Below are 18,314 nucleotides of genomic sequence, written 5' to 3' on the forward strand. Positions count from 1 at the left end.
CACCCTTCGTTACTTGTTGAAATTCACTTAACAGTAGAGTGGTCAATGCATGTTCTAAATGCGGGGCCGCTATTCTGTTGCGTGGGACATGAAAACAAAACGCAAAAAGGCGGTGGCGAATGGCGCAAAGCGATGCTGCAGGCAGCTCATCTCAGGCTACACCATTACAAATTCATGACATCAAGGTCATCGATAACACCAAACTCAAGAAGGCCATTACTGCTGCAGCCTTGGGCAACGCGATGGAGTGGTTCGATTTCGGTGTTTATGGCTTCGTAGCCTATGCATTGGGCCAGGTTTTCTTCCCCAATGCAGCGCCCGGCATTCAGACGATTGCAGCACTCGCAACCTTTTCTGTGCCGTTTCTGGTACGCCCTTTGGGCGGGCTTTTTTTCGGCGTGATGGGAGACCGCTTCGGCCGTCAGAAAGTTCTCTCACTCACGATCATCATCATGGCCGCCAGTACATTTTGTATCGGTTTGATCCCATCTTACGCAACGATCGGAATTTGGGCACCAATTCTGCTTCTGCTCTGTAAGCTAGCGCAAGGCTTTTCGGTGGGCGGCGAATATACTGGCGCTGCGATTTTCGTCGCTGAGTACGCTCCAGACAAACGTCGCGGTTTCCTCGGTAGCTGGCTCGACTTCGGTTCGATCGCAGGATTCGTTTTAGGTGCGGGTCTTGTCGTTTTCCTCAGCACCATGGTTGGTGAGGAAGCGTTCCTGGATTGGGGTTGGCGTATCCCATTCTATCTTGCTGCACCCCTTGGGCTGATCGGACTTTATCTTCGCCATGCGGCTGAAGAAACGCCCGCCTTCACCCAACAACTTGAAGCATTGGAAAAAGAGGACCGTGATTCAATTGAAGACCGCCCAATGGTGTCCTTCAAGGAAATCGTCCGAAAATACTGGCGTGCATTAAGCGTATGTATCGGCATGGTTTTGGTGACAAACGTCACCTATTACATGCTGTTGACCTATATGCCGACATACCTTTCTCAGAGTCTTGGTTATTCTGAGGATCATGGAGTACTAATCATCATCGTGGTGATGATCGGGATGCTGTTCGTGCAGCCAGTCGTCGGCTTCCTCAGCGATCGATTTGGCCGCAGGCCTTTCCTGATTATCGGCAGTGTGGGCCTATTATTGTTTGCCGTGCCAGCCTTCCACCTTGTTGCCAGTGGGAACATTGCGACCATTTTTGCCGGCTTGCTGATATTGGCGATATTGCTCAACTGCCTCACAGGCATCATGGCATCGACACTGCCAGCACTGTTTCCGGCGCGCATTCGCTATAGCGCTCTTGCTGCTGCATTTAATATTTCGATTATCGTGGCGGGACTAACTCCTACTGTTGCTGCGTGGCTTGTTGAGGCAACAGATAATCTTTATCTGCCTGCCTATTATCTCATGTGCGCAGCGATCGTGGGTCTCATCACTGCTTTCTTCCTTCCTGAGACAGCCAACAAACCGCTGCGTGGCGACACGCCAAGTGCGTCAAACAAAACGGAAGCCAAACTGCTCCTCAAGGAAGCCTACTCGCATATCGAAGAACGAGTCGATAAGCTCGATGATGAAATTCTCTCGCTGGAACAGCAGATCGAGGAATTACAGCAACGCCGCCAGGCGCTCGTTGACCGGCATCCGAAACTAAACTGAGCCACTCCAGCTTTTGGCCTGTTGTTCACCAATCCCCATCAGATCAATGGCTCGCGCTGCGATCTGATGGGCAATATCATCCACCGTTTGCGGATGTAGATAAAAAGCAGGCACTGGCGGCATCACGATTGCCCCCATTTCGGTGACTGTACACATATTGCGCAGATGGACGAGATGCAGAGGTGTTTCGCGCGTGATCAGCAGCAGCTTGCGCCGCTCTTTAAGATGCACATCAGCAGCACGCGTTAGCAGACTATCGCTCAAGCCATGGGCTATCGATGCTAAGGTGCGCATGGAACAAGGCGCAACAATCATCCCGGCAGTCGGCACGGATCCGCTGGCAACGGCTGCTCCCACGTCCTCAACTGAATAGGTCTTCTCTGCCAACCGATGCAGCATTGAATAGCCGTTCGCGCCCAGCTCATAGAGCAATGTGCGCTCAGCAGCTTGTGATATGACAAGATGCGTTTCAACAGACTGAATCTTGTTCAGACACTCAAGTACTTTAAGCGAAATCAACGACCCCGACGCGCCTGAAACTCCCACGACAATACGCTTCACTATCTGCTCTCCCGGTCTATTCCCAGTTCGCCCCATATCGCGTCTATCCCCGCAATTGTTTCTGCATTCATGGAAAGGACTGCGCCCCATTCGCGATCGGTTTCCGCACTGATCTTGTTGGTTGCATCAAGTCCAAGCTTTCCACCAAGCCCCGAGCGCGGTGATGCGAAATCGAGATAATCCACTGGCGTGCGATCGAGCATGATCAAGTCACGGCTCGCGTCGAAGCGTGTCGACAAAGCCCAGAGGACATCATCCCAATTGCGCACATTGATATCAGGATCGACAGCAATGATAAGCTTGGTGTAGCTGAACTGCGGCAGCATTGACCAAAGTCCCATCATCACCCTGCGGGCCTGCCCCGGATACCGCTTGTCGATGGCGACCACCATTGCCCGATAAGAACATGCCGCGGCTGGCATCCAAAGGTCCGTGATCTCTGGAAATTGTTTTCGCACGACCGGTACAAACAGCTGGTTCATCACCTCGCCGAGCTTGGAAGGTTCATCAGGCGGACGCCCGGTGTAAGTGGAAAGATAAATCGGGTTCTTGCGCGTCGTGATCGCGCTAAGCTGCATAACTGGAAAGTCTTCCACACTATTATAATAACCAGTGTGATCCCCATAGGGGCCTTCCGGCGCGGTTTCGGTTGCCGATACGAAGCCTTCAAGCACAATTTCTGCATTGGCTGGGACTGTGATGGGCACCGTGCGCGCATCTGCGACTGCAGGCCTTCGCCCCGACAAAAGACCCGAAAATGCAAGCTCACTCATCCCTTCAGGCAAAGGCATGACGGCGGCAAGAATTGTCGCTGGATCCGCACCGATGGCAACAGCGACGGGCATATCCTTGCCGACCTTCTGCCACATGCGATGATGCCGTGCGCCACCCCGATGAGCCAGCCAACGCATCACTAGCCTGTCTCGTCCGAGCTTCTGCATCCGGTAAATGCCAACATTGATGTCGGATGGATCGTCGGGCGCACAAGTAATGACCAACGGCCATGTCACCAGTGGAGCAGGCTCCCCCGGCCAGCACCATTGTATCGGCAACGCGTCCAGATCAATGGCGTCTCCCTCGCGTAGGATTTCATGCACCGACGCTCGACTGACACGCCGCGGTCGCATTGCCAGGGCTGCTTTTGCCAGAGGCAGCTTATTCCAGATTTCACCTGCTGAACGCGGCGGTGTCGGCGCTCTCAACTCTGCCAGTAGATTGGCTAAAGTAGGCAGCTCTTCCGGCCTGCGACCTAGCCCCCATGCAATCCGTCGTTCAGCACCGAAAAGATTGGCAAGCAAAGGGATGGATTGCATTTTGCCTTCAGCATCAACCGGATTTTCAAACAGCAGAGCCGGTCCATCAGCTTCCAGAACGCGTTTATGAATTTCGGTGATTTCATGAAGCAGCGAAACTCGACGCTGGATGCGGACAAGATCACCGCGTCGTTCAAGCTCCGATACGAAGCTCTGTAGATCGCGATAGAAAGGAGGCAGAGAGCAAGCATTTTTCATAGATCACTTTGAATACGCAATTCTTCTGCCGTCTTTGATCCAGATCAAACTCTTGCAGGCTTGAATCGCCTAGTCCTTGAGAAGACGTCGTAAGCTGGTGCGCATGGAAGTGTCTGGAGCCAAGTCATGATGAAAATTCCGCCTGCCGTGGTCGCTCCGGTTCGGTTTGTTCCGCCTTTTCTGATTAGCCCATTTATTTCTCGCGTTTTCTTTCAGGTAATCGAGGCACATCCCGGCCTGTTTGAACGGCTGGGCGAGCACGTCAACAAACGATTTGGCTTCCTGCCCTCCGATCTACCCTTCGTCTTTCTGGTAGAACCTGGCGCCCCCCGTATTTCAGTGCTTCGCAACAAAGACGACTTTAAAACCGATGCCGCAATCGAAGGCCCGCTCGTCCTGCTACTGGCTCTTCTGGAAGGCAAGCTTGATGGCGATGCTCTGTTTTTCTCGCGCGACATCACTGTGACCGGCGACATGGAGGCCATGCTTGCCCTGCGCAATGCGCTGGATGATTGCAATATTGATCTGCCAGCCGATCTTGGACGCGGTGCAGGACCTTTCGCCCCGTTGGTGCGAACCATTGCAGGCTTTGTGCGCGACAAAGCGCTTACTGCTGACACAAGCGAGGATGCCCGTTCATGGAATTGATCTGTCCCGCCGGAACACCTTCCGCACTTCGCGAAGCCGTGCAGGCCGGAGCTAATGCAGTTTATTGCGGCTTTCGTGATGAAACCAACGCTCGCAATTTTCCGGGCCTCAACTTCAGCCGCGAAGAGCTACGCGAAGCGATCAATTTCGCCCATGCGCGTCACACTGAGGTCTTCGTCGCGATCAACACCTTCATGCGTGCTGGCGACGAGCATATCTGGTACCAAGCAGTGGATGATGCCTCGGCATTGGGTGCCGATGCCGTGATCCTCGCAGATTTCGGGCTGATGGCCTACACGGCAGAACGACATCCGCATCAGCGACTACATGTTTCGGTGCAGGCATCTGCTTCCAATGCCGATGCAATCAGCTTTCTGATCGATGCTTTCAAGGCAAAACGTGTGGTGCTGCCACGCGTACTGACAATCCCTGATATTGCAAAGCTTGGACGCAAGATCGCCTGCGAAATGGAAGTGTTCGTCTTTGGCGGTTTGTGCGTCATGGCCGAAGGCCGCTGCTCGCTATCGTCTTACGCCACCGGAAAGTCACCCAATATGAATGGAGTCTGCTCACCAGCAAGTCATGTGCGTTATCGCCACGATGGCTCAGAGCTGGTTTCAGAACTTGGGGATTACACCATCAATCGTTATCCGGCAGGCGAAGCAGCAGGTTATCCCACCCTTTGCAAAGGGCGCTTCAACATCGGTGATGAGGAAGGCTATGCATTTGAAGATCCTGTATCTCTCGATGTGATGAACCACATTGACGAACTCCGTGCGGCCGGTGTTTCAGCCCTGAAAATCGAAGGGCGGCAACGTGGAAAAGCCTATGTTGCAGAGGTTGTTTCGACGCTCCGTCAAACTCTTGCAGTCGGACCTGAAAAGCGGACCGCACTGCTTTTACGGCTACGCACATTGAGTGAAGGTCAGCAGACCACATCGGGTGCCTATGAAAAACGCTGGAGATAGCCATGTCCGATCCACGCTTTAATCCCAGCCTCAGCATTGGGCCTGTTCTTTATCTATGGGAGGGCCCGAAATGGCGCGATTTCTACTTTCGAATAGCCGATGAAGCACCGGTCGATCATGTCACGCTCGGTGAAATTGTCTGCTCAAAGCGTTTTCATTTCATTGATCCATACCTGGCAGATGTGATCGAGCGTTTGCAAAAGGCAGGCAAGACGATCAGCCTTGGCTCACTCGCGCTTGTCATGCTTGAACGCGAGGCAAAGCATGTTCGGCAAACCGCCGAACAATCCCTTTTTCCAGTCGAAGCCAATGATCTTTCTGCATTGAGCCTGCTGGCTGGCAAACCGCATATGGTTGGCCCGTTGATCAATGTTTACAACGCCGCCACTGCCAAAGTTCTGGCCGCGCGCGGAGCACAATCCATTTGTCTGCCACCGGAACTTCCGTTGGCTTCAATCTGTGAAATCATCAAGGGAGCGCCTGATGTTGCCTTCGAAATCTTCACTTTTGGCCGCATACCACTCGCCATATCAGCGCGCTGCGCCCACGCACGCTCAAAAGGACACATCAAGGACAATTGTCAGTTTGTTTGTGCCGAGGAGCCGGACGGTCTGCCAGTCAAAACACTCGATAGCCAGTCGTTCCTTGCCTTGAACGGTGTGCAGACACTGTCGCATACCTGTCAGGCACTCATTGAAGATATACCCGACCTGAAGGCCGCGGGGGTTGCAGGTTTCAGGCTTTCACCGCAGGATTGCGACATGGTTGCTGTCGCAAAGGTTCACGACGACGTGCTGCGGGAACGTATCGACACGCAAGAAGGGCTTGCCCGATTGCAGGTGATTTACCCGACCGTTCCGCTTTCCAACGGCTTTCTACATGGCGGCATCGGTGCCGCCTGGATCAGCCGACACAAAACTGCATCAGTTATGCATAGCTGATAAAATCAACTTGCAGCAGATAGCTGTCTAAGCGGGATGAGACCCTCAAGCCAGTCTGCGAGAATCGTCTGGTCCGGTGCAAGCAAGATACCGAAATCTCCTGCGAACTCGTTCCAGCCCTCAACATAGGTTTCGCGCACGACTGTCAGCACTGGTATCTGCTTTGCATAGGCCAGCTCGATAACGGTCCGAAACCCCTGACCTTCGGTTTCGCCTTTGCCAAACCGGTTGAGGATCAGCAAATCTGTTCCGGCTTCGATTTCGGCACGCAACGATCCGGCCACATCTGCAAGTGCTGCCGGATCAAGCCTGCAACCGCGTGAGCCGGTACCGAGCGGTTGCGAGATAATTTGCCGATTGCCGCTGCCAATCCGTTCAATAACAATTTCCCGGCAGCATTCGTCGGTATCGGGGCCACGGTGTTGCAAAAAACCCGCGACCTTCAAGCCATATTCTCCGGCCCTCGCAGCAACCGACGCCAACAGCGGATCGACCGCCACGTCTTTTTCGGCCAGAATTGCTGCAAGAAGCGGCTGTGTGGTCATTTGCTTTCTTCCTCACCGGACAAAAGGTCGATACCGGTAATCTCTGCCTCGGCGGCCAAAATAGCAATATATTGCGAAACAGCTTTCGACCAGGTGGAAGCTTCAAGCCAGCCCGCGATGCGCTCGGCCACAAAATCGAATGGCAACACCTCGCCATCGACACGATGATCGAGCTTGATAATGTGAAAGCCAAAGCGGCTTTCAATCGGCGCCGCTGTGATTTCACCGGGTGCAAGACGATCAAGCGCACGCTCAAACTCCGGCACGGTACTGCCTCGCGACAATTGCCCAAGGCTGCCACCCTGTGCGGCCGAAGGGCAGGCGGAATATTCGTGCGCCATCGCCGCAAATATTGCTGGTTCAGCCACAATAGAAGTAGCCAGGAACGATGCCGTGCCGCGTGCCTTTTCGCGCGCCTGTTGATCGGCTGGGTCGGCCGCAATCAGAATGTGGCTTGCTTGAAGCAAAGGCGAGCTGGTGAAACGCTGCCGGTTTTTCTCATAAAAGCGCAGACATTCATCACTTGATGCAGAAGGCACCTCAACTTCCTGATCGATCACCATGCGCACCAGCGCATCGTCATCGGTTTCAGGACGCCCTTCGGCATCTTTCTCACGTTCTGGGGTTATGCCGACTTCTCTTGCGCGCTGCAAAAGCAACTCTCGGACTGCAAGGGCGCGAGCGGCTGCAAGCAATGCTGCTCCCGGGTTTTCAGCCGGGTGGTTTTGTGCCTCCGTCAGAATGTCGCTTTCGGCAATCGCAACGCCGTTAACCGAAACCGCATCAAAGATCGGGCGCGGCTTTGGCGGTATGCGTGTATCCGGCTCCTGATAGGTGGAATAGCTACCATGCCCGGCTGAATGCTTATGGTCATGTGCTTTCGGCTGCTTGCTTTCAAAGAGTGTTGCCATCAGTTCTGCTCCGTCCGAAAGTTGTTCTGAATGCGAGCATGGGATGGTGCCCGGCTATTATTGCGCTTGCGCACAACCTGATAACCGGGACGCCAGATATAACGCACAGGTGCGCTCAGCATATGAACGAGACGTGTAAACGGGAACAACAGAAGGATCGTCAGACCCAAGCCAATATGCAGCTTGAAGATAAGCGATGCATCTGCAACGTAGCTTGAAGCCTGCGAGTTGAAGGTGAAGATACCCTGTGCCCAGCTCATGAATTTCACCATTTCATGGCCATCCAGATGCTGTAGCGATACCGGAATGGTCGCAAGTCCCAAAAGCAGCTGAATCCAGAGCAGAATGATGATGAGCGTATCAGTCGGGCGTGATGACGCGCGAATGCGCGGGTCAAACAGGCGACGATGCACAAGAAGCGTGGCGCCGATAATTGCCATGACACCTGCAACGCCACCTGCCACAATGGCAAGTATCTGCTTGGCTTCATGGCTGATGCCGAGCGTATCAAATACCCAGATTGGCGTGAGCAACCCGACAAAATGTCCGGCGAAAATCACAAGCACACCGAGATGGAACAGTACCGAACCCCACATCAGCTGCTTGCGGCGCAAAAGCTGGCTGGAACCGGAGCGCCATGTATAGGGCTCGCGGTCATAGCGGAAGATTGAACCGAGTGCCAAAACGCTCAGCGCAATATAGGGATAAATCCCGAACAGGAACGTATTGATATGACTAGCCATCATCCGTCTCCTAGATTTGGCTGGCGTTTGAGGATGCCGCCGGATTACGGCGTGCAGCACGCACCTGCATACGCAACCGGTCCGGACCGCAGGCGTTGTCGCCCGCATTAGAACTGCCAAATGTTACCGCTTCTTCTTCCCAGATACGGTCGAGAGCAGCCAGATCGTCGGGATCATCCTCTTCCTGGCGCAGCAATTCACCCAGCAACTTTTCATCAGGCTTCACGCGGCCAAGATGCGAAATTGCAGCAAACGCATTGGCATAGATTGAGCGCCGCTTGCGCAGGCGTTCGCCGATGGCTGTGGTGATGTGCGCAGTCTGCGCCAGCAGATCGTGGATTTCTTCCGGCGAACGCGTCGACAAGAATTCAAGAAACAGCGGCAGATAATCCGGCAGTTCCTTGGCATCAATGTCGAAGCCGTTTTCCTCATACATCTTCAAAAGATCAACCATTGCCTGACCACGATCGCGGCTTTCGCCATGCACATGTTCAAACAGGTGCAGAGACAGCGCGCGGGTGCGATCAAACAGATGCACGTAACGCTCCTGTGCCTCGTAGAGATCGCCTTTGCAAAGGTCATCGATCAAATTGTCGAGTAACTTATGGATTCCGGGCGAAAGACTGGGGTCGCTGGCGACAGCGGCTTTCAGTTCCTCACGTCCAGACTGGACGTCCTTCGAAGGATAGGACAGCAGAAGCGATATGATTTTCAGAGCCCTGTTCATTATACCTGCTCCCTGAAAATATCGGTCGGTGTCTGCACGACCTTCTGACGCTTTGAACCGAACAGATCTTCCGTGGAAGAACCACCCGAGCAACCATTGCCAAAGGTGAAGCCACAGGAACCATGCAGATCATAGGCATCTTCCGTGACTTCACGATGCGTTGTTGGGATGACGAAGCGATCCTCATAATTGGCAATTGCCATCAGCTGGTACATCTCTTCGATCATGCCGCTGCTCATGCCGACACGATCAGCAATTGCTTCATCAATGACACCATCGATGGTCTTGGTGCGCATGTAGGAGCGCATTGCCAACATGCGTTCAAGCGCCGAGATAACCGGCTCTTCCTTACCAGCGGTCAGAAGATTGGCGAGATAGCGGACCGGAATACGCATCGAGCGAACATCCGGCAACGGACCATCCATGCCAAGCTTGCCCGCAGCAGCAGCCGACTGAAGCGGCGAAAGCGGCGGCACATACCAGACCATTGGAAGCGTTCGATATTCAGGATGCAGCGGGAATGCGATCTTCCATTCCATTGCCATCTTGTAGACCGGGGACTGCTTGGCAGCTTCCAGCCATGCATCCGGAACACCATCCTTGCGCGCCTGTTCAATCACTTTGGGATCGTTCGGATCGAGAAAGATGCTAAGCTGCTCTTCGTAAAGATCCTGCTCGTTGGCGGTTGATGCTGCTTCCGAAATCCGGTCGGCATCATAAAGAATAACACCGAGATAGCGGATGCGACCGACGCAGGTTTCCGAGCAGACTGTTGGCTGGCCTGCTTCAATACGCGGATAACAGAAAATGCACTTCTCGGACTTGCCGGAACTCCAGTTGTAATAGATCTTCTTATAAGGGCAGCCGGAGACGCACATGCGCCAACCGCGGCACTTTTCCTGATCGATCAGAACAATGCCGTCATCCTCGCGCTTGTAGATCGCACCCGAAGGACAGGCTGCAACACAGGTCGGGTTGAGGCAGTGCTCGCAGAGGCGAGGCAGATACATCATGAAGGTGTTTTCGAACTGGCCGTAGATTTCCTTTTCCACGCCCTCGAAATTGTAGTCTTTCGACCGTTTGGCGAATTCGCCACCGAGAATTTCTTCCCAGTTTGGCCCCCATTCGATCTTCTCCATTCGTTCGCCGGAAATCAGCGAGCGTGGGCGGGCGGTCGGCATGGTCCTGCTTTCGCCTGCCGTCTGCAAATGCCCATAATCGTAGTCGAACGGCTCATAATAGTCGTCGATTTCCGGCAGATCTGGATTAGCAAAGATTTTAGCAAGAATGCGCCATTTCGCACCCATCTTGGGTTCGATCTTGCCGTTCTTCTTGCGGACCCAGCCGCCATTCCACTTCTTCTGATTTTCCCACTCCTTCGGGAAACCAATACCGGGCTTTGTTTCAACATTGTTGAACCAGGCATATTCAACGCCTTCGCGGCTGGTCCAGACGTTTTTGCACGTCACAGAGCAGGTGTGACAGCCGATGCACTTATCAAGATTGAGCACCATGCCAATTTGCGCGCGGATTTTCATTCTGCTGCCTCCTTTGCCATTGGTGTCTGTGGCAATGTCGCTTTGCTTTCGTCGAGTGGACCTTCCATCCAGTCGACTTTGTCGAGCTTGCGCACCACGACAAATTCGTCGCGGTTCGCACCGACGGTGCCGTAATAGTTGAAGCCATAGGACTGATGGGCGTAACCGCCGATCATGTGGGTCGGTTTGGTGATGATGCGCGTTACCGAGTTATGAATGCCGCCGCGCTGCCCCGTCAGCGGCGATCCCGGCGTATTCACTATCTTTTCCTGTGCGTGATACATGAAGATCGTGCCGTCCTTCATACGCTGAGACACAACCGCACGCGCCACGATAGCACCGTTGGCGTTGTAAACTTCCACCCAGTCATTATCGACCAGACCTGCCTTCTTCGCATCCGGCTCCGAAATCCAGACAACCGGACCGCCACGATTGAGCGTGAGCATCAAAAGGTTGTCCGAGTAGGTCGAGTGGATGCCCCATTTCTGGTGCGGAGTAATGAAGTTCAGCACCAGATGCGGTTGACCGTCAGCCTTGTCACGAATGGCAGGATTGACCGTTTTGGTGTCGATTGGCGGACGATAGACGCAGAAACCTTCACCAAAAGCGCGCATCCACAAATGATCCTGATAAAGCTGCTGACGGCCTGTCAGCGTGCGCCATGGGATCAGTTCATGCACATTGGTGTAACCGGCATTGTAGCACACACTTTCGGATTCAAGTCCCGACCATGTCGGCGACGAGATGATCTTGCGCGGCTGTGCCACGATATCGCGGAACCGGATTTTCTCGTCTTCCTTCGGTATCGCCAGATGGCTGTGATCGCGTCCAGTGAACTTCGACAAGGCTTCCCAGGCCTTCACCGCCACTTCGCCATTGGTCTCAGGGGCAAGCGACAGAATGACTTCCGTTGCATCAATGTCAGTCATGATACGCGGGCGACCTTCAGTAGCACCAGGCTCATGAACCTTGCCGTTGAGCCTACCGAGGAGTTCCACCTCATGATCGGTGTTCCAACCGATGCCCTTGCCGCCATTGCCGAGCTTTTCAAGCAATGGACCGACCGATGTATAACGCTTGTAGAGGTTGGGATAATCACGCTCGACCACAACAATATTTGGCATGGTCTTGCCGGGGATCGGTTCGACTTCGCCCTTCTTCCAGTCCTTCACGTCAAACGGCTGCGACAGCTCACCTGCCGTGTCGTGAAGGGTCGGGACGAGAACCACGTCCTTCTCAACACCCAGCACTTCTGGTGCCACATCCGAGAATTTCTTGGCGATGCCCTTGAATATTTCCCAGTCGCTGCGTGCTTCCCATGCAGGATCAGCAGCACTTGAAAGCGGATGAATGAAGGGATGCATGTCGGAGGTGTTGAGATCGTTCTTCTCGTACCAAGTGGCAGTCGGCAGAACGATATCCGAATAAACACAAGTCGTGGACATGCGGAAATCCAGTGTCACCAGCAGATCGAGTTTTCCTTCCGGTGCCTGATCGTGCCAGACGGCTTCCTGAGATTCCTGCGCGCCTTCTGGACCGAGATCCTTACCAAGCAGGCCGTTCGATGTCCCGAGCAGATGCTTGAGGAAATATTCGTGGCCTTTACCCGACGAACCCAACAGATTTGAACGCCAGACAAACATGTTGCGCGGCCAATTTGCCTCATTGTCGGGGTCCTCACAGGCCATGTTGAGACTGCCGGATTTGAGCGCTTCAGCAACAAAATCCTTTGCCTCTTTGCCCGATACGGCCGCCTGTTTGGAGACTTCAAGCGGATTGGTTTGCAATTGCGGTGCCGATGGCAGCCAGCCCATACGTTCAGCGCGGATGTTATAATCGTGGAATGTACCGTCCCATGAACCTTCCGGTGCGGTTGGCGACAGGATGTCGTTGACCTTGACCGTCTCGTAGCGCCACTGATCGGTATGCGCATAAAAGAACGATGTCGAGTTCATATGGCGGGGTGGTCGGTTCCAGTCGAGCGCGAAGGCAAGCGCTGTCCAGCCGGTCTGCGGACGCAGTTTTTCCTGCCCAACATAATGGCTCCAACCGCCGCCTGATTGACCGATGCAACCGCACATCACCAGCATGTTGATGATGCCGCGATAGCTCATATCCATGTGGTACCAGTGATTGAGACCAGCACCAAGAATGACCATGGAACGTCCCTTGGTCTTCTCTGCATTATGAGCAAATTCTCGCGCAACAGCGATGATCTGATCCTGGGGAACGCCAGTGATCTTTTCAGCCCAGGCAGGTGTGTAAGGCAGGCCTTCTTCGAAAGTTTTCGCCGAATTCTTGTCGCCAAGGCCACGATCAAGACCATAATTAGCCGCGAAGAGATCGAAAACGGTGGCGACCATCGTGTCGCCGTCTGCAAGCTTTACCTTGCGGGCTGGCACCTTGCGCACCAGAACGCTGTCGTGATCGGTACCTTCAAAGAAATCATGTTCTCGATTGCCGAAATAAGGAAACGCCACATCGGCAACCGCATCGTGATTGCTTTTGTCGATAAAGCTCTTTGCCAGCTCAACATCGTGGCCCCCGCCGTCTTTTTCTTCCAGATTCCACTTGCCGTCTTCGCCCCAGCGATAGCCGATAGAGCCACCGGGTGCGACGTAAGATGCGGTTTTCTTGTCGAAGGCCACCGTCTTCCAGTCCGGATTGTTGCTTTCACCAAGTGTATCGACAAAGTCGGAAGCGCGGATGAAGCGGTCAGGCACATAATGACCGTCCTTGTTGCTGAGGCGAACTAGCATTGGGAAGTCAGTATATTTGCGGCAATAGTCCTCGAAATACTCCACCTGTCGATCAAGATGGAACTCACGCAAGATGACATGGCCAATCGCCATGGCAAGCGCAGCATCTGTGCCCTGTTTCGGGTGCAACCACAGATCGGAGAATTTGGCGGCTTCCGAATAATCTGGTGAAACCACAACTGATTTTGCGCCCTTATAACGGGCTTCGGTATAAAAATGCGCGTCAGGTGTGCGGGTCTGCGGTACGTTCGAACCCCAGAGCACCAGGAAGCCAGCATTATACCAGTCAGCGGATTCAGGAACGTCGGTCTGTTCACCCCATGTCATCGGTGAGGCAGGTGGCAAATCGCAATACCAGTCATAAAACGACATGCAGACGCCACCAAGCAGCGATAGATAACGTGAGCCGGCTGCATAAGACACCATCGACATGGCAGGGATTGGCGAAAAGCCGATCACGCGGTCAGGACCGTAGGTCTTGGCTGTATAGGCATTGGCGGCTGCGATGATTTCATTTACTTCATCCCAGGTCGCGCGGACGAAACCGCCAAGGCCACGCACCTTCATATAATCCGAGCGTTTGGCTGGGTCCTGCTGGATCGCAGCCCAAGCACCGATCGGGGTCTTCACCGCACGTTCCTTGCGCCAAAGTTTGAGCAGACGGGAACGGATAAGTGGGTATTTCACGCGATTGGCCGAATAAATATACCAGCTGTAACTTGCACCACGCGGGCAGCCGCGTGGCTCATGATTGGGAAGATCTGCCCGGGTCCGCGGATAATCGGTCTGCTGGGTCTCCCAGGTGATGATGCCGCCCTTGACATAGATCTTCCATGAGCATGACCCAGTGCAGTTCACACCATGGGTTGAGCGGACAATTTTGTCATGCTGCCAGCGCTTGCGATAGGCATCTTCCCAGTCACGGTTTTCAACTGTGGTAACACCATGCCCTTCGGAAAAGGTGTCCACATTCTTTCTGGCAAGAAAGTTTAGCCGGTCGAGGAGTAGGCTCATAATATTGTCCTCTCAATCCAATTATTAAGTGGCAGGCACGAATGGAAGGAAGCTTTCCGCCTTCTCCGCGCTGCCTTTGTGGTCAGGCAGCAGCGGTCGCAGGTTTGCGTTTGTGCTCGACGTTATAGAGGAGGCCACCTTTTCGGGTGTAGACGGCCCAGGTGATGATGAGGCAGCTCACATAGAAGATCAGGAATGCCCACAGAGCTGCTTCCGGTCCGCCCGTCATGCTGATCGACGTGCCGTAGCCTTTCGGAATGAAGAAGGCGCCAAAAGCAGCAATTGCCGATGTGAAGCCAGTAATGGCAGCGGATTCCTTGCTGGCTTCCAGACGACGTTCTTCCGCACTTGCTTTGGGCATCAGGCGGTCCATTTCCTTCGACATGATCGCAGGGATCATCTGGAAGGTGGAGGCATTGCCGATACCTGTGGCGAAGAACAGCAGAACGAAGGAAGCGAAGAAGCCACTGAATGCATAGGGCTGATCCTTGATGCCGACGAACCAAAGTACACCGCTCACGCCGATCATCATAAGGACGAAAGCCCAGATGGTTACGCGTCCGCCGCCATATTTATCGGCAAGCCAGCCCGAACCCGAACGCGAAAGCGCGCCAACCAATGGTCCAAGGAATGCGTAATGCAGCGCATTGACTTCCGGAAACAGGATGTTGGTCAGAAGTGGGAAGCCAGCCGAATAGCCGATGAAGGAGCCGAATGTGCCGGTATAGAGCCAGCACATCAGCCAGTTGTGCTTGCGGCGGAAAATGACGGCCTGATCCGCAAAGGATGCCTTTGCCGATGCAATATCATTCATGCCGAACCAGTTGGCAAAGGCAGTGATCACAATGAAAGGCACAAAGAAGAAGCCAGCATTCTGTAACCAGAGCGGCGAGCTACCAGCCTCGGTGGCTACAAAAGCCGGATCGCCACCAAGCTTGCCGAAGATGCCAGCAGTAATAACCAGCGGGACGACAAACTGTACGACGCTGACACCGAGATTTCCGAGGCCGGCATTGAGGGCTGCCGCATTGCCTTTTTCCGCCTTGGGGAAGAAGAAGGAAATGTTTGACATGGAGGAGGCGAAGTTGCCGCCGCCAAAACCGCAGAACAGAGCAAGCAGCAGGAAGACAAAGTAAGGTGTATTCGGATTTTGCACCGCATAGCCAATGCCGATCGCCGGAATAACCAGCGACCAGGTGGTCAGCGTAGTCCAGAGACGACCGCCGAAAATCGGCACCATGAAAGAATAGAAGATGCGCAGCGTTGCGCCCGAAATGCCGGGAAGTGCTGCAAGCCAGAACAATTCGTCCGTGGAGAACTTGAATCCAACCAGCGGCAGCTTTGCAACGACCACCGACCAGACCTGCCAGATCGCAAATGACAGCAAGAGCGCTGGAATGGAAAGCCACAGATTGCGCTTGGCAATACGCTTGCCTTTCTGTTCCCAGAAGGTCTTGTCTTCCGGTTCCCATTCAGTCAGCACCGCATCACTCTTGCGGGCTGGCTTGATTTCAGCCTTCTTCAAGCCCTGCAGTTCTGCAAAAGCTGGAAGTTCCTCCGTTGCCTTGCCCTGTGCTGCGCGTTCCATCTGACGGATCGAAACATGCATCCAGGCAAACGAGACTGCAACGATGACGAACAGCAGCATGAAGCAGCTTGTCCATAGACCTGTGAGATCAAGCAGGACACCAAACAGAATTGGCAGGATGAAGCCGCCAAGACCACCAATCATGCCGACGAGACCGCCGACCGCACCAACATTGTCGGGATAATAAACCGGGATGTGCTTGAAGACCGCAGCCTTGCCCAGCGCCATGAAGAAGCCGAGGATAAACACGGAAACCGTGAAGCCAACCACGCCCATTTCTGCCGTGAAACGCAGTGGACCATTATCGCTCTGGATGATGTATTCCGTTGGTGGGTAAGAGAGAATGAAGGTGGCGACGAGAGCGACAAGGAAAGTCCAGTACATGACCTTCCGCGCACCATAAACGTCAGACAGATGACCGCCATAAGCACGGAACAGACTTGCCGGGATCGAGAAAAAAGCTGCGATCATACCGGCATAGCGAATATCGACTCCATAAACATGGATCAGATATTGCGGCAGCCACAGTGCCATCGCCACGAATGCACCGAAAACAAAGAAGTAATAAAGCGAAAAGCGCCAGACCTGAATATTCTTGAGCGGTTCGAGTTCCAGAAGCGTGCTGACGGGCTTTTCACCCGTGCGCCTGCGCTCAAGCAAAACTGGATCATCGCTGGTGGTAAAATAGAAGACCAGCGCCATGACCACCATCGCCGCTGCCCAGATTTCAGCAACTGCATGCCATCCAAACGCAACCATGACCATCGGTGCGAAAAATTTCGTCACGGCCGAGCCGACATTACCGGCGCCAAAAATACCAAGTGCTGTGCCTTGCTTTTCCGGCGGATACCAGCGCGAGACATAAGCAACCCCAACCGAGAATGAACCGCCTGCAACCCCAACACCAAGTGCAGCAATCAACATCTGCGGATAGGTCGTTGCATAAGTCAGGAAATAGGTGGCGACGGCTGAGATCAGCATGGTGAGCGTGAAAATCGCGCGTCCGCCATAGCGGTCCGCCCATATGCCAAGAATGACGCGGATAAGCGATCCGGTAAGGATCGGCGTACCAACCAGCAAGCCGAACTGCGTTTCACTCAGATTGAGATCAGCGCGGATTTGTATGCCAATGATTGCGAAAATGGTCCAAACGGCGAAGCAGACTGTAAAAGCAAACGTGCTCATCGTCAGAGCAGTAGTCTGCTTACGGTGGGAATCTCCCGGGACGTGTGGCATAGGCGTACTCCGAATTGAATACCATAGAAGGTTTCGTTTGCACTTATGCGGCGTCTGTATGTTGAATACATTGATTAGGATCAATAATTGATAATCAATCAAGAGTTTTTGCAGGTTTGTGACATGATATGACATAATTAGATTAATTTTTATATGGTAATTGATAAATTTATACTTGTTAATTGATATTTATCAACTTTTTTGCTAGAATATAACTAGAGATGAAAGGTAAGGTTTTAATGCGCGATGAGGATATCCTGAGCTTGAAGACAGTCCCTCTCTTCCTAGGCATGAGAGATAAGACTTTTGAATTCCTCATAGCTCCGAGCTTTGCGCAATCCTTTCCGCCGCGAACCACATTGATCGAAGAAAATCAGCCGTCTGATTTTCTCTTTGTCGTGCTCGATGGACTTGTCCTTATGTCCGCTCGTTCGGAAGAGGGTGAAACGGCATTGGAAATTCTGCGCTCAGGTGATGTTTTCATTCTGGCTGCGTCGCTAAACAACGATGTGTGTTTGCAAAGCGCACAGACATTGACCGCCGCGCGCGTATTGATGATCCCGTCATCGCTCATTCGCTCCATGATGAGCGAAGATTCAGATTTCATGCAGGCCATCGTATTCGAGCTGGCGCGGTCTTACCGCCGGCTTGTAAAAGAGCTGAAGACGCAGAAATTACGCAACAGCGTACAGCGTTTAGCCAATTGGATCGTTAAGGAATCACTCGCCAATCACGGAACGGATGTTGTTACCATCCCCTACGAAAAACGTGTATTGGCGGCATATCTCGGCATGACGCCGGAGAACCTTTCGCGCAGCTTTGCAAATCTGGGCACACATGGTGTGAGCGTGCAGGCATCAGCCGTTAAAATAATCGATTACGAAAAACTTCTGGCATTTGCTTCACCCTCGCCCCTTATCGATAAGGAAGAGCCGGTGCGAGGGATTGGCCAAAGCCTCTAACTGT

The 18,314-nt window shown here is 53.5% G+C and carries 14 protein-coding genes; 5 read left to right on the forward strand and 9 right to left on the reverse strand.

Annotated elements, in window-relative coordinates; translation table 11 throughout:
* Positions 1–119: 119 nt before the first annotated feature.
* Complete coding sequence (gene proP, locus KMS41_18655) at positions 120–1,658, forward strand: glycine betaine/L-proline transporter ProP (protein QWK79480.1); 1,539 nt, start codon at positions 120–122, stop codon at positions 1,656–1,658.
* Here the strand turns inward: proP and KMS41_18660 are convergent.
* The gene (locus tag KMS41_18660) at positions 1,650–2,219 is read right to left on the reverse strand and encodes a UbiX family flavin prenyltransferase (protein ID QWK79481.1); all 570 of its coding nucleotides are present in this window, start codon (positions 2,217–2,219) and stop codon (positions 1,650–1,652) included. The two genes, proP and KMS41_18660, sit on opposite strands and share 9 nt — an antisense overlap.
* The gene (locus KMS41_18665; GenBank protein QWK79482.1) at positions 2,219–3,730 is read right to left on the reverse strand and encodes a UbiD family decarboxylase; all 1,512 of its coding nucleotides are present in this window, start codon (positions 3,728–3,730) and stop codon (positions 2,219–2,221) included. Before KMS41_18665 ends, KMS41_18660 begins: the two co-directional genes overlap by 1 nt.
* 126 nt (positions 3,731–3,856) lie before the next feature.
* Between KMS41_18665 and KMS41_18670 the strand changes: the two genes are divergently transcribed.
* Genes KMS41_18670 through KMS41_18680 form a run of 3 tightly spaced genes read left to right on the forward strand, consistent with a single transcriptional unit; the run spans position 3,857 to position 6,287 of the window.
* Positions 3,857–4,378: an SCP2 domain-containing protein gene (locus KMS41_18670; GenBank protein ID QWK79483.1), complete on the forward strand. Its 522-nt coding sequence runs from the start codon at positions 3,857–3,859 to the stop codon at positions 4,376–4,378.
* On the forward strand, positions 4,369–5,346 hold the full coding sequence (locus KMS41_18675; GenBank protein QWK79484.1) for a U32 family peptidase: 978 nt from the start codon (positions 4,369–4,371) through the stop codon (positions 5,344–5,346). The genes KMS41_18670 and KMS41_18675 overlap by 10 nt, the downstream gene beginning before the upstream one ends.
* Before the next feature lie 2 nt (positions 5,347–5,348).
* Complete coding sequence (locus KMS41_18680; GenBank protein QWK79485.1) at positions 5,349–6,287, forward strand: U32 family peptidase; 939 nt, start codon at positions 5,349–5,351, stop codon at positions 6,285–6,287.
* Positions 6,288–6,292: 5 nt separating this feature from the next.
* Here KMS41_18680 and KMS41_18685 read toward each other — a convergent pair whose 3' ends face one another.
* From KMS41_18685 to KMS41_18715, 7 genes are all read right to left on the reverse strand, one after another.
* Complete coding sequence (locus KMS41_18685; protein ID QWK79486.1) at positions 6,293–6,832, reverse strand: DUF2478 domain-containing protein; 540 nt, start codon at positions 6,830–6,832, stop codon at positions 6,293–6,295.
* Complete coding sequence (locus KMS41_18690; GenBank protein ID QWK80318.1) at positions 6,829–7,644, reverse strand: peptidylprolyl isomerase; 816 nt, start codon at positions 7,642–7,644, stop codon at positions 6,829–6,831. Before KMS41_18690 ends, KMS41_18685 begins: the two co-directional genes overlap by 4 nt.
* 98 nt (positions 7,645–7,742) lie before the next feature.
* Positions 7,743–8,486, reverse strand: a complete 744-nt coding sequence (narI, locus tag KMS41_18695; GenBank protein QWK80319.1) for a respiratory nitrate reductase subunit gamma — start codon at positions 8,484–8,486, stop codon at positions 7,743–7,745.
* Positions 8,487–8,496: 10 nt separating this feature from the next.
* Positions 8,497–9,213, reverse strand: a complete 717-nt coding sequence (narJ, locus tag KMS41_18700) for a nitrate reductase molybdenum cofactor assembly chaperone (protein QWK79487.1) — start codon at positions 9,211–9,213, stop codon at positions 8,497–8,499.
* Entirely contained in the window at positions 9,213–10,751 is a 1,539-nt protein-coding gene (gene narH, locus KMS41_18705) for a nitrate reductase subunit beta (protein QWK79488.1), read from the reverse strand. The genes narJ and narH overlap by 1 nt, the downstream gene beginning before the upstream one ends.
* Positions 10,748–14,524: a nitrate reductase subunit alpha gene (locus tag KMS41_18710; GenBank protein QWK79489.1), complete on the reverse strand. Its 3,777-nt coding sequence runs from the start codon at positions 14,522–14,524 to the stop codon at positions 10,748–10,750. The genes narH and KMS41_18710 overlap by 4 nt, the downstream gene beginning before the upstream one ends.
* An 82-nt stretch (positions 14,525–14,606) precedes the next feature.
* Positions 14,607–17,348, reverse strand: a complete 2,742-nt coding sequence (locus KMS41_18715; protein QWK79490.1) for an MFS transporter — start codon at positions 17,346–17,348, stop codon at positions 14,607–14,609.
* 239 nt (positions 17,349–17,587) lie between these two features.
* Between KMS41_18715 and KMS41_18720 the strand changes: the two genes are divergently transcribed.
* Complete coding sequence (locus KMS41_18720) at positions 17,588–18,310, forward strand: cyclic nucleotide-binding domain-containing protein (protein ID QWK79491.1); 723 nt, start codon at positions 17,588–17,590, stop codon at positions 18,308–18,310.
* Positions 18,311–18,314: the final 4 nt, after the last annotated feature.

This window comes from Ochrobactrum sp. BTU1, assembly GCA_018798825.1.
Taxonomy (GTDB): Bacteria; Pseudomonadota; Alphaproteobacteria; order Rhizobiales; family Rhizobiaceae; genus Brucella.